Raw genomic sequence first — 12,465 nt, forward strand, 5'->3', positions numbered from 1 at the left:
GTGACCTGGCCCGCAAGCGTTGAAAGGACAAGCCACCACCATGACCGTCATCGGCGACCCCGAGGATGAGCGCGCGACACCAGCGGCCGGCATCACCGGAACAGTCCTAGTGCCGGGAGACGACGAATACGCGGCGCAGACCGCGCTGTTCAACCTCCACCTCCCACTGACCCCGGACATCGTGGTGATCCCGGCCGACGCCGCGGACGTGCAGGCCGCCGTCCGGTACGCGGCCGACCGGAAGATGCCCATCGCGGTGAAGAACAGCGGCCACCAGGTCGTCCTGCCCGCCGAGGGCGGCCTGCTGATCAACACCCATCTCATGCGCGGCGTCGCCGTCGACCCGGAGCGCCGCACCGCCCGCGTCGAGGCCGGCACGCGCTGGCACGAGGTCCTCGAAGCGACCGAACCGCACGGCCTGGCGCCGATTCCCGGCTCCGCCCCGCACATCGGCGTCGTCGGCTACACCCTCGGCGGCGGGCTCAGCCCCGTCTTCGGCCGCAGCAAGGGATACGCGGCCGACCATGTCGTCTCCCTGGACGTCGTCACCGCCGACGGGGAGCTGCGCAAGGCCGCCGCGGACAGCGAACCGGACCTGTTCTGGGCCGTGCGCGGCTGCAAGGGCAACTTCGGCGTGGTCACCGCGATCGAGATCGAGCTGTTCCCCGTCACCCGCGTCTACGGCGGCGGCGTCTACTTCCCCGGCGAGCACACCGCCGAGATCCTGCACGCCTGGCGGTCCTGGGTGGCCACGCTGCCCGAGGAGGCCACCTCGTCGGTGGCCGTGCTGCGGCTGCCGGACCTGCCGCAGCTGCCCGAACCGCTGCGCGGGGCGTTCGTGCTGCACCTGCGGTTCGCCCACCTCGGCAGCGCGCAGGACGGGGAACGGCTGCTGGCGCCCATGCGCGCGATCGCACCGGCGCTGATCGACGCCGTGGCGGACATGCCGATCACCGGGATCGGCGCCATCCACAGCGATCCCGTCGACCCGGCGCCGTACTGGGACCGGGTGACGACCCTGCGGGACCTGCCCGCCGAGGCCCTCGACGCGCTGATCGCCGCGGTCGGGCCGGACTCCGGCTGCGGCCTCACGAGTGTGGAGATCCGGCACCTGGGCGGCGCACTGTCACGGGAGGCGGCGGTGCCGAACGCGGTGCCCAGCCGCGAGGCCCGGTTCACCGTCTTCGGGATCGGGATCGGGCCGGCGCAGTTCGAAGCCGGGCTCACCGCTCAGCTGGAGAACTTCGTCGACGTGCTCAAGCCCTGGTCCACTCCGCACCTCATCCCGAACTTCCTCTCGCCCTGGGAGGCGACCACCCCGGAAGCGGTGCGTGAGATCTACGGCGCGGCGAAGTACGAGCGGCTGCTCGAGGTGAAGGCGACGTACGACCCGGAAAACCTCTTCCGGGTCAACCACAACGTCCGCGCCCTCTGATCAGCCCTGACCGTGCTGGTCGCTCGGGGCGGGGTCCGGCGAGTACGAACCCTGCCCCGGCACCTGCAGCGGGACGCCGAGCTGCTCGGCACCCTCGACGGCGTGCGGCATGGCGGTGATGAAGTGCTGGACGTCGGAGTTCCAGATCCGGTGGAAGTTCAGCCGCTTCGGCTTGGTCTCACCGGGGAAGGCGAAGTACATCCGGCTCCAGAGCAGCCAGCCCTTCTTGATGCCGGTGATCGGGGAGGCCGTGATCGGCACCGCGAAGACGAACTCCTTCGGCTTGTTGGTCACCCGGGCCGCCCGGTGGATGACCAGGCTGGTGTTCGTCAGGGTGATGAAGTAGTAGTCGCGCATCGAGTAGATCACGATGCCGATCAGCCCGCCGACGAACGGGATGCGCTCCAGGACGTGGGCCAGCCACGGGCTCAGCCCGGTCTCGCAGTGGACGCACGCGACGAACCGCTCCCCGGGCGGCGCGACCTGCGAGAGGTTCTCGATGACTTGCTTGCGCATTCCCGCTCTGGTCAACGCCATGAAGGTGCCTCATCTGGGGTAGTGGCGGGCCGGCTGTGCGCCGGGGCCCGGAACCGGCGACGTGCGCGACGGCTCGGCCGAAGGTATCGGCCCGGCAGGGCGGATTCAATGTCCGGTCAAGCTTCGAGTCCGGTATTGAGGGGAAACCCCGATACGGCGCGGCCACGGTCAGACGGGCGGCATCAGATCACTCTCGCTGACGGTGTACGCCAGCAGGGGGTAGGTGAAGTCCACTTCGGTGTTCTCGCGACGCCGTAGTCGGTAGAACTCGCGCCGCTGGTCGTCGTCGGCCGCCGTGAGGCGCGCGCCTTGCGGAAGGCGCACCTCCTCGTCCCGGAACCGGACGAGGGTCTTCGACGTTCGAAAGGTCACGCCCAACCATTGGTTGTCCGCGTTCTCGGCGGGCCCCTCCAAGACGATCCTGTGCCTGAGGCGCCGGTTCAAATCGACCGAGAACACGACGACTCCGTTGTGGACCAAGGCGACCTCGAACTTCTCGCCGCCGGATTCCTTCGATTCGAAGATCAGCTTTCTCGGCGGACCCGCCTCAGGATGCCGGTAACAGGAGAAGACGGCGATGGACGACTCGTCGGCCAGGTCGAGGGCCTGGTCGGAATGGGCGCCCATGGTGGTGTAAGCGTTCGTGTAACCCTCGATCAGGGCATTGTTGAAGCCGACCGAAAGCGCCGCGCGTTCTTGAATACGCTGCGCCAGCTGGTCGTGCACCGGTCGGAAACGCTGCGCCGGGTTGCCGTAGCCGGTGGTGGTGCGCACGAGCGGCACATCACCCGCCTCGCCGACCTTGACCAGCACGGCGCCTCGCCGGCCCTTTCCGACGTCTTCCCAACTGACCGAGGCGGACAGCTCCTCGACGACATCGGCCTTGGCAGACAAGGCAAACGAGCGGATCCCGTCGGAGATCCTAGATTCGGGGAGCATCGTAATCCCCCATGTTCATGCTGAAGAAGATCTCGTCGCCGTAGTCGATGAAAGCCGAGGTCCTGTTCTCCTCGGCGTACAGCCTGCGCAGCTCGTCCATTCCCTCGGGCGTGGGCGGTTCCAGCTGCACCAGTTCCCCGGCTGCTTTGAGGAAGGTCTGGCCGTCCTTGTGAACGGCTTCGGCACTCGAACAGCGCACCACGTAGCCCAGGCGGGTCGGGAGCAGATCTGCGTCCAACATCGACGGCCGGATCTCGTGCGTGTACAGGCGGTTGGTGGACAACGGCATGAAGAACACGGAGCCGGGATAGAGAGTCAGAGCGAACTGCGCGGGGAACGCAGCCTCATCACGTTCTTCGGCCGGCTTCTTGAGGCGGAAGTGGAGTCTGGTCAACGCGCTGGCGTTCTTCACGCCGTAGTCGAAGGCGTCTCCGGCCAGCGGCCGCAACGTGTCGAGTCCGTCATAGAAGGTGCAGAAGGCCATGATGCCGTTGCCGGGCATGTCCTTGGTCTTGTCGGCATGGGACGAGATCTTGGCCTTGGACTGCTTGCGCTCAGCCGTGGCGAGGGTGTTGTGGTAGATCTGGGCCAGGACATGGTTCAGCGGCGCCGGGTTGTCGAAGACGGTGGTCGCCTCACGGTTCAAGGCATCCACGACGTCCCGGTCGGTCGGCTGGAAGCCTTCGGTCGGCCCCGAGAAGTTCGTGGAGCACCGGAGCAGGCGGAAGTGGAGTTCGTCGCCGTCTCGGGTGACCGGCGTCAGGTAGATCCCGCTGCGATGGGCCGTTCCGGGCTTGGTGGACTCCGTCAGGGACTGGAATTCATGCTCGGCGCTGATGCGTCCGAAGTGATCGGCACCGGGCTCGAAGAAGCGGCGGTAGTACACGCCGACGCCGTGCACGCGCATGGGAACCCGGCCGATGTCGATGAGGGTCCAGGGACTGCCGGCGTCCTCCGGGTAGCCCTGTGCCAGCTCCCGGACGACGAACACCCGGGCAGCCGTATCCAGCAAGTGGCCGCTGATCTCCGATACGTCGCCGCAGAGGTAAACGGTCTTCCCGGCGGGGTCGGACGCGCCGGCGGCAAGGTCCTCCGGCGTGATGACGGTCCCGAAGAAGCCCCTGATCACGTCACTGTCGTGCACCGTCGCGGGTGCGACCAAGATGTTGCCGGCATCATCGATGCGGGCTTCCGTCAGCTCTGATATGCGCATCGAGCCTCGATGCTCTCACGAGGGCCTCCGGCTTCATGGCCCGGGGCTGCACCATGATGCGGAGCAGGGCGAAGAAGCCGATGGCGACGGCTCCGGCGATCACCACGAGCACGCCGCGCTGCCACCACGACAAGCCCTTCGCCACGATGCTCGCCGCGCTTCCGCCCAGCACGGCGATGATCGCGGTGAACACGCCGAGGATCTCCACGACCCGGACCAGGCTGTCGTTCATGGTCCGCCGCACCTCGGCGACCTGGTCGGCCACGAGGCGCTCCAGATCCGCGGTCGCGGCCCGGACCTGCTCGTCGGCCGCGAGGCGGGCGGCCTCGGCCTGCTCCCGGATGGCCTGTTCGGCCAGGATCAGGTCGCGTTCCTGGACGATCCGCACGCGGTCGCGCACCTGGAGCGGGGATATGCGCTGCAGGCATTCGTCGACGGCCCGCAGCGCCTCGTCGTAGCGGCCGAGCTTCCGCAGCGCGAACGCCTTGCGGTACAGCGGATCGGGGCTGGCGGACTCGGCCATCACCGGGCGGTCGAGCAGGCGGAGCATCTGCTCGCCCTGGTCCGGCACACCGCGGCTCAGGCGCAGTCCCTCGACCAGACTCAGGGTGACGCGGTAGTCGTCCTCGGCGACCTCGAGCAGCGCGTTCATCTCGGCCAGCGCGTCCGGGTGGTTCTCGGCCAGCAGCGCGAACACGTGGTAGGCGCGCGAGTAGGGGTCCAGCTCGCCGATGTCCGGGCCGAGCGAGACCAGGCACTGCTCCATGTCCTCCCAGCGGTAGGCCAGACGCAGGGCGGCGAGGTGCAGGTGCAGGAGTGCGCGGCCGACAACGGACCTCGGGTCGCTGCCCTTGATCGCCGCCAGCGAGATGGTGTCGGGCTTGTCCGTCAGGTAGGCCTGGAACCCGACCTCGGCACAGACGTTGGCCGACTCCTGCCAGGTCGCACCGCCCAGGTCGAGCCAGGCGACGGTGGTGTCGACCCAGGACTGGCCGTCCTCGGCCAGCTTCGCGATGGCGTCGAACGCGGCGAGCCGCCAGATGCCGCGGCGGGCGTCGGCGCTGTGCGGGCCCAGCTTCCTCAGCCGGTCCAGTGCGTAGTCCCGGGCCCCTGGGAGCCTCAGCAGGGCCTGGGCGGGATCGCGACGGTGCCCTTCGTCGGTCGTGAGGTAGGCCTCGAAGGCCGCGGCGAGATCGGCATCGGCCCGGTGGCCACGGATCACCGGCGCAGGCACCTCGCGCACCCCCTGAAGACCGTCACAGACCTCGGCAGCGTCGTCCGGCCCGCGAACGCGCCGTTTCGCCAGTAAATCAGTGGTCTGTTTGACCGTCCAGACCCGCGCGGCCCCGCCCGGAAGGTCATCCGGGCGGGGCCGACGCGTGCCCATGTGATGGCTACTTGTAGCTGACCACCAGCTGCTGGCCCACCGACTGGGCCGGCGCCTTGACGGTGAGGGTGTGGGACGCGCTGTCCCACGTCCACTTGTCCGCCCTGACCCTGGTGCCGTTGATCGACACCGACGTCGGTGCCTGGGCGTTCTGGAACGCGATGGTCCATGCCCGCTGGCGCACCTGGCCGGTGAAGGTCCCCTTCGCCGGGGCGATGGTCACCTTGTGGTCGGCGTAGCGGATCTCGGTCGTCGCGCTCTGGGCGGTGTTCGTGGTCGTTCCGTTGTCCTCGTAGAGGGTGAAGGATCCCGGTGTGCCTTCGGCGACGGTCGCCGTGGCGTTGGTGAGCGGGTTCTGGTCGTCGTTGGCGACGGTGCCGGTGCGGGTCGCCATGATGCCGCCGGACTTGATGAACACCGGCATGGTGTCCAGCCCGGCCGTGATGTTCTGGACCGTGCCGCCCTGGTAGGTCTGTCCGGTGAAGTAGTCCGTCCAGGAGCTGCCGGCCGGGAACCACACCTGGGTGGTCGCCGAGTCGCCCGCCGTGGTCACCGGCGCCACCAGGACGTCCGGGCCGTAGAAGTACTCGCTGTCGTCGAACGCGTAGGCGTCCTGCTGGTCCGGGTACTGCAGGTAGGTCGGCCGGGTCACCGGGACGCCGGTCGCAGCGGCCTGATGGGCCAGCGTGTAGGTGTACGGCACCAGGTCCTCGCGCAGGTTCAGGAACTTCTCCGCGGAGTCCTTCGCGGCCGTACCGTACTGCCACGGCAGCCGGTCGCTGTGGTTGCCGTGCAGCCGGTCCACGGGCTGGAAGGCGCCGAGCTGCACCCAGCGCGCGTACAGGTCGTCCGGCAGCTTGGTGCTGCCGGGCTCGGCGCCGGTGGTCTGGTCGCCGGCGTTGTTGAAGCCGCCGATGTCGTGGCTCACCGCCGACAGGCCGGTCGAGGCCGACTCGCCGGGGGTGTAGCCGACCTCCATGGCGAGCGTGGCCCAGCTGGAGGTGGTGTCGCCGGTGAAGTGCACCGTGGTGCGCTTGTCGGCCCACGGCCCGGTGGCCAGCCCGACCGAGCCGCTGTAGCCGCCGGCGTTGAGCGAGGAGTAGGCCCGCGAGAACGCGAAGCCGCGGCCGACGGTGGAGTCGGTGTCCCACGCGTAGTTCTGGTTGATCCACGAGTCCGGCGTGACGCCGGCCAGCGAGGAGGTGGAGCTGTCACAGCACCAGTCCAGCCACCAGAAGTCGTCGCCCTGGTTCTGGATCTGCTGGTGCAGGCCGAAGTACGCCGACAGCTGCGCCGGGTTGCCCCAGTCGAAGCAGTACTGCCCCGAGCCGCACGACGGCAGCGAGCCGCCGGCCGCCGCCAGCGCCGCCGGGTACTGCGGGTCGGCCTGCTGGACGCTCGGGTGCACGTTGAGCGTGGTGTGCAGGCCCTGCGAGTGCGCCCACGCGAAGTACGCGCTGGGGTCGGGGAACTTGGAGGAGTCCATCTCCCAGCCGTCCCAGGTGCTCACGGCCTTGAAGTCGGTGTCCGTGACCAGGACGTCCAGCGGCGTGTTCTGCGACCGGAAGGTCGGCAGGATGGTGTTCTCGTAGTCGGCCGCGGTGTGGTCGTAGTACTCGGAGTACCAGACGCCGTAGGCCCAGCGCGGCAGGAGCTCGGACGGGCCGGTCAGCGTGGCCAGGTCCTTGAGTCCCTGCTGGTAGTCCTGGCCGTAGCCGAACACGTAGCCGTCCTGGTAGGGCTTGCCGCCGGTGGACGGACGCTGCGACACCTGGTGCGCCGAGCTGTTGAAGATCGCGGAGGCGGTGTCGTCCAGCAGCGTCCACCCGTCCTGGTAGAGCAGGCCGGGCGTGCTCAGGACCTCGCCGTTCTGGCCGTCCAGGCCGCGCCGGTAGCCGCCGAGCGCGGCGTGCGGGGCCAGCAGCGGGGTGCCGTTCTTGACGACCGCGACGGTGTCGAGGTTGACGTGGCAGGCGTCCGCGGTGGGGCAGCCGAGGGTCACCGTGTTGTCGCCGGCCGCCAGGGTGACGGGGATCGAGACGGTGCGCCAGCTGTCCCAGCTGCTGGTCGGCGCGAGCGTGGTCGTGGCCGGGGCGCCGGTGCCGACGGCGACCGAGATGGTGCGCGGGTTGGCAGCCCCGGTCTGGCCGAGGTCGGTCTGCCAGTTCGCGTAGCGCAGCTGCAGTTGGTAGGCGCCGGCCTGCGGCACACCGGTCACGGCGATGGCGTCGGCAGCGGTGGTCGAGCTGAGACCGCCGACGAAGCCCGCTCCGGCGTAGTCGTTGTGGTTGTTCTGCAGGGAGGCACCGCCGGTGAGCGCACCGGACTCGGCCTGGCAGATCGTGCCGAAGGCGCAGGGCTGGGCCTGCGGCGCGCCCGGGCCCGGGTAGCTCGCGCCCGGCGTCACGACGGCCAGGCTGTCGAGGTTCACGTTGCCCGAGTCGGAGGCCGTGCGCGCGATGGTGACGGTGTTGGCCCCGGCGTTCAGCGTCACCGGCGCGGTGGCGACGGCCCAGGTGTCCCAGTTGGCCGTGGTCGGCAGGCTCAGCCGCGCCGCGGCGCCGCTGCCGACGGTCACGCTCAGGGTGCGGGTGACGTTCTGGCCGTCGCCGCCGGTGCTGTTGGCGTAGCGGGTGGCGAGCTCATAAGTGCCCGCCGTCGCCGCGGTGACTTGGAACGACAACGAGTTCCCGGTGGCTTGGAAGCCCGCGGCGAAGCCGGTCCCGGTGAAGCCGCTGTGATCGCTGGCAACCGAAACGCCGTTGAGGTTCAGGCCCTCGGCCTCACACAGAACGCCGAACTGACACGTCGGCATCGGGGGCGGAGCCCAGGGCTGAGAGGTGACGCTCTGCTTGCCGGCCCGCTCGGTGATGATCAGGTTCCCGGCCGTGAAGGGGCCGGAGCCGACCTTGTAGCGCAGCTGCTCCTGGCCGGTGTCGATGGTGAGCCAGCCGTTGGCGGTCGACTTCGTGAAGTGCGTGGGGGTGAAGCCGTCGCGGCCGATGGCGTTGAAGGTCGGGTCGTTCTCGAAGACGCCGTTCCCGGCGTATTCGGTGCGGATGAGGGTCGGTGAGAGGACTTCGAACCTTGCGTCGCCGGAGACGACGGCGCGCTTGGCCGCGCTTTGCGCCGTCGCGGCCGACGCGGCTGACGCCGACACCGCGGTCACGGTGCCGGCCAGGACGAAGCCTGCGGTGACGGCCGCGGTCGCGAAACGCCACCGTGCTCGTCGTGGGGGACGGATGGGCATCAGAAAGCTCCTTCAGCGAACGGGAGGGAGGGAAGGAGGGACTAACTACGGGACACAGGACTGGTCGGTGAAGCGGTTGGACTCGGACAGGACGAGAGCCAGGGCGCCCATCAGCGAGGCACGCGGACCCAGCGCCGAGGCTCGCACCACCGGCGCTCCGAACGGCACGGTCGCCAGCTCGGCGTGGACGGGGTCGAGCAGCAGCGGACCGAGCGCGGTCAGCTCGCCGCCGAGGGCGATCACCGAGGGGTTCAGCACCAGCGCGAGCGCGCCGAGCGATCGGGCCAGCCGCCGGGTGCCGTCGCCGACCACAGCCAGGACGTCGGCGTCGCCGCCCTCGGCCCGGAGAATCAGCTCATTGACGTCATCGATCCGGATCCCGCGCGCCGCCAGCCGGGCGAGCATGCCCTCGGCGCCGGCGTACAGCTCCAGACATCCCCGCCGGCCGCACCAGCACTGCGGGCCGTCCGGGTCGGAGGTGACATGGCCGAGCTCGCCGGCGTACCCGTCGCGTCCGCGGTAGATACCGGAACCGAACGCGATACCGAGCCCGACCCGGCTGGCGACCTTGACGTAAAGGAGATCCTGCCCCTGCGGCGACGCGGCGACCGACTCGCCGAGCGCGCCGAGATTGGCGTCGTTCTCGACCGCGGCCGGGATCCCCCACGTCCGGCCGATCTGCTCGGCCAGCGCCGGCCCGTTCCAGCCCGGCAGCACACCGGGGACGAGCAGTCGCCCGCTGTCCGGCGCGATCGGCGCCGCGATGCTGATGGCCGCCCCGACGATCTGGTCGCGGTCCGCCTCGGCCTCGGCGAGCGTGGTCTCGATGCTCCGCATGACGATGTGCATGCCGCGCTCGGCCGAGTGCCCCTGCGGCAGGGGCACCCACCGCTCGGCCAGCACACTGCGCGACAGGTCCCCGACCGCCACGGCCACGTGCCGCACCCCGACGTCGACCGCGATGGCCAGCCCGGCGGCCCGGTTGAGCGCGAGCCGCGTCGGCGGCCGCCCGGGACTGTCGGCGGCGGGCTGTGCGTATTCCGAAACCAGCCCGCGATCCGCGAGCTCCCCGATCAGGCTGGACACCGTGGCCCGCGAAAGCCCGGTACCGATGATCAACTCAGCCCTCGTAGCGCTGCCGGAACGCCGCAGTATGTCGACGACCCGCGCGCGGTTTCCCGCACGGATCGCCTCACTGGTCGGCTGTACCCTGCGCTGCATGGAGCCCTCTCGGGTCGAAGACTGACGCCACACACCCTTGGCGTGCGGCGGACTTCCGTCAAGACTTCGACAAAAGGCTGTAGTTTTGCCAACCCCTGGGTAACCCTGACGCGTAACCACGTGATGGCATGCACAGCATCCGCAGCCGAGACGAATGAGCAGAGCCCTGTGACGGCCTCGTAACCCGAAGTATTTGGGAAACAGCCCTCGCAGTACGCCTACAAGGTCAGTGAGTGCCGCGAGACCGTGTCGCGTCGACGGCAGCAGATCGCTTCGCGCGGCGGGAGATGCCAGCACGGCGGAACAGATGGACAGTACTCAGACTGTTGACGTCTTCACGGACGGCTTTCGTTCCTTCGGCGAAGCTTGCGGTCAGGACACCGCACCTCTCGGCCGCCTCGTTGAAGTCTTGCCAGCCCTGCGCCGACAGACGCCTGCGTGTCCTTTCGGCGATCGTGTCGAGTTCGACGTACGCGTTCGTGAGCTCCCTCGCCAGTGACGTCACACGGTCGGGAGCCTCCAAGAGCAAGATCGAATATGATGTCCATCGGTCGTGCTCATGACCTATGACCTGAGCGTAGAGCTGATCTCGCTCCTCTGACGTGCTCACGCCTTCACGCAGGCTGATCAGGAGCCTTCGCCACGCCAACTCGTACTCAACGCCCGCGCGCAGGAAGTCGGCATATACGGCCCTGGTCACTTTGGTCTCTTCAGCCACGATCGCTGCCCGCGTCTGCGCCTGACTCAGCCGCAGCTGCGTCCGCGCAGTGGTGACGCTGCCCCACATCGCCGCCCCCGCACCGAAGGCCGCGCCGATGAGCCCTGCCACTGCACTGGTGACGTCCGACCCCATAATCACAGAATTATAACAGAATACTGATTCAACCTCGCCGCCGCGACCGTTGACACACGAACAGGCCACCCGGCCGCACCCGGCGCAGTCGAATGTCCACGGCCGGACAGAATCGCAGAATTGTCACGCCGCGAAACCGCGACTTCACCCGTCAACACAATGGCAATATAGACGTCACATGCTATATATAAACAAGAGCCTGTCGGCGGGAATCTCTCCGGAGGGCCGGCTCGACCACCAGCAAGGCGAAAGACCGTGCCCGCAATCCCCGCGCAGGCTCGAAACACAACGCCTTACCATCCTTCGCGCGCGAGCCCGCGCCACGATCGCCTGGCACGCCGGCAGGCCGACCCGCCGCATGGAGCCGCGACGCGCCCCGCACCCGACAGCTCGGCGCCGTTCACGTCCATATTCCTGAACTACGGTGCACCAGGCGAAACGAATCAGTATCCTGATCGCTTCCGCGAGGGCCGGCGCCGCTCACCCTCGGCCGACACCCGAGCCCGACGGGAAGCAGTCTGCATGACCGGCCTGCAAACTTTGGTCGTTTTGCGCCAAGATCATCCCTTACGTCCGGAGCTTCGGTATGCTCGAAAGGCCAGCTACCGAAGACTTCGAGCCAGGGAGGGCATCGTGAACGCAAGGTGGGAGGCGGACCACTCCGCCTCGTTCAGGCGACGGCTCGGCAAGTCGGCATCCGAACTGGAGATCACGGACAACAATCCGAGTTGCCCCGATATGTGGGAGCTGGACAACGGCGATTTCGCCATCATCGGGCGGGACGCCACCGAGGCCTACGACGGCCGGCTCCCCCCGGGCGTCAGCGTCGGCATGGACGAGAGACTCGTGGTGCTTCCACGGCTGCTGGTGGTTTCCGCCAAGGAAGACATTCCCGGTGAATAGCCCACCGCAGCGACCGTCCGGCGTCAGGCTCACCGCCGAAGAGTACATCAAAGATTTCTTCCCAAGATTCTGGCATATCTCCGACGGAGACTTCTGGAAACTCGAACGCATCCAGTCGTTCCAGGAGGAGAACAGCGAAAGCTGGAATGCGTTCGCGCGTGGTGACCGAGTCGAAGCCCTCCGCCTGATCGAGGACAGACGGAACTCGCTGGCAGATTACTATGCCAAAGTAGCGCAGAACGGCTTCACGACATACCGCGCCCGCGTAGTCGAGGAAGAGATCACTCCGTATCTCCAGTGGGAGCTCCAATCACTGCGCCAGCGAAACGAACTCGGCGAGCAGATCAGAGTGGTCAGTGCGACGGAGGTGGCCCCGCTGGAACGGCAAGGCATGCTTCCCGAGATCGTGACCGTGGGAACCGATGCCGTCTACGAGGTCCTCTACAACGAACAAGGCATGAACACAGGCGCGGTGCGCTCCGAAGCGCCGGCAGATGTCAACGGCTGGCGGACCTTCATCCGAGATCTCTTCTCAGTGGGCCAGGATATTGACATCTTCCTCGACCGGCAAGGAATCCCCCTGCACCGCGGAAACGGATAGTCGTACGAGCTCGACAGGTCAAGGGTCGTCAACCTACGGGAAAAATACATCATGAACCGGCCTCCCCATCGAGAAGAGCCGGAGGAAAACCGGCATCAGGCGCCCCGTGGCGCCGACTTCTCGGCA

At 68.2% G+C, this 12,465-nt stretch carries 10 protein-coding genes; 3 read left to right on the forward strand and 7 right to left on the reverse strand.

Going from position 1 to position 12,465, the window contains the following annotated elements; translation table 11 throughout:
- The first annotated feature begins 40 nt into the window (after positions 1-40).
- Positions 41-1,435, forward strand: a complete 1,395-nt coding sequence (locus ABH926_RS10690; RefSeq protein ID WP_370365274.1) for an FAD-binding oxidoreductase — start codon at positions 41-43, stop codon at positions 1,433-1,435.
- Here the strand turns inward: ABH926_RS10690 and ABH926_RS10695 are convergent, their stop codons facing one another.
- The 7 genes from ABH926_RS10695 to ABH926_RS10725 all read right to left on the reverse strand — a co-directional run bounded on the left by ABH926_RS10695 (position 1,436) and on the right by ABH926_RS10725 (position 10,835).
- Entirely contained in the window at positions 1,436-1,972 is a 537-nt protein-coding gene (locus ABH926_RS10695) for a hypothetical protein (protein ID WP_370365275.1), read from the reverse strand.
- Between the two features lie 168 nt (positions 1,973-2,140).
- Positions 2,141-2,911 (reverse strand): hypothetical protein, encoded by a 771-nt coding sequence (locus ABH926_RS10700; protein WP_370365276.1) that lies wholly within the window; start codon positions 2,909-2,911, stop codon positions 2,141-2,143.
- Entirely contained in the window at positions 2,895-4,124 is a 1,230-nt protein-coding gene (locus ABH926_RS10705) for a hypothetical protein (protein WP_370365277.1), read from the reverse strand. The genes ABH926_RS10700 and ABH926_RS10705 overlap by 17 nt, the downstream gene beginning before the upstream one ends.
- Positions 4,087-5,346, reverse strand: coding sequence for a hypothetical protein (locus ABH926_RS10710; RefSeq protein WP_370365278.1), 1,260 nt, complete (start codon positions 5,344-5,346; stop codon positions 4,087-4,089). The genes ABH926_RS10705 and ABH926_RS10710 overlap by 38 nt, the downstream gene beginning before the upstream one ends.
- Positions 5,347-5,518: 172 nt before the next feature.
- Positions 5,519-8,761 (reverse strand): TIM-barrel domain-containing protein, encoded by a 3,243-nt coding sequence (locus tag ABH926_RS10715; RefSeq protein WP_370365279.1) that lies wholly within the window; start codon positions 8,759-8,761, stop codon positions 5,519-5,521.
- A 45-nt stretch (positions 8,762-8,806) separates the two neighbouring features.
- Positions 8,807-9,880 (reverse strand): ROK family protein, encoded by a 1,074-nt coding sequence (locus tag ABH926_RS10720; protein ID WP_370365280.1) that lies wholly within the window; start codon positions 9,878-9,880, stop codon positions 8,807-8,809.
- A 328-nt stretch (positions 9,881-10,208) separates the two neighbouring features.
- Complete coding sequence (locus tag ABH926_RS10725) at positions 10,209-10,835, reverse strand: hypothetical protein (protein WP_370365281.1); 627 nt, start codon at positions 10,833-10,835, stop codon at positions 10,209-10,211.
- Positions 10,836-11,468: 633 nt separating this feature from the next.
- Between ABH926_RS10725 and ABH926_RS10730 the strand changes: the two genes are divergently transcribed.
- Positions 11,469-11,738, forward strand: a complete 270-nt coding sequence (locus tag ABH926_RS10730) for a hypothetical protein (protein ID WP_370365549.1) — start codon at positions 11,469-11,471, stop codon at positions 11,736-11,738.
- Positions 11,731-12,339, forward strand: coding sequence for a DUF6879 family protein (locus ABH926_RS10735; protein WP_370365282.1), 609 nt, complete (start codon positions 11,731-11,733; stop codon positions 12,337-12,339). Before ABH926_RS10730 ends, ABH926_RS10735 begins: the two co-directional genes overlap by 8 nt.
- Positions 12,340-12,465 lie beyond the last annotated feature (126 nt).

Origin of the sequence: Catenulispora sp. GP43 (assembly GCF_041260665.1) — a bacterium.
In the GTDB taxonomy this organism is placed as follows: domain Bacteria; phylum Actinomycetota; class Actinomycetes; order Streptomycetales; family Catenulisporaceae; genus Catenulispora.

What these genes read in the sequence shown, in the direction of transcription:
- ABH926_RS10705 (WP_370365277.1), bottom strand. Translation starts at nt 4,124, where the DNA reads ATGCGCATATCAGAGCTGACGGAAGCCCGCATCGATGATGCCGGCAAC.
- ABH926_RS10695 (WP_370365275.1), bottom strand. Translation starts at nt 1,972, where the DNA reads ATGGCGTTGACCAGAGCGGGAATGCGCAAGCAAGTCATCGAGAACCTC.
- ABH926_RS10725 (WP_370365281.1), bottom strand. Translation starts at nt 10,835, where the DNA reads ATGGGGTCGGACGTCACCAGTGCAGTGGCAGGGCTCATCGGCGCGGCC.
- ABH926_RS10715 (WP_370365279.1), bottom strand. Translation starts at nt 8,761, where the DNA reads ATGCCCATCCGTCCCCCACGACGAGCACGGTGGCGTTTCGCGACCGCG.
- ABH926_RS10690 (WP_370365274.1), top strand. Translation starts at nt 41, where the DNA reads ATGACCGTCATCGGCGACCCCGAGGATGAGCGCGCGACACCAGCGGCC.
- ABH926_RS10700 (WP_370365276.1), bottom strand. Translation starts at nt 2,911, where the DNA reads ATGCTCCCCGAATCTAGGATCTCCGACGGGATCCGCTCGTTTGCCTTG.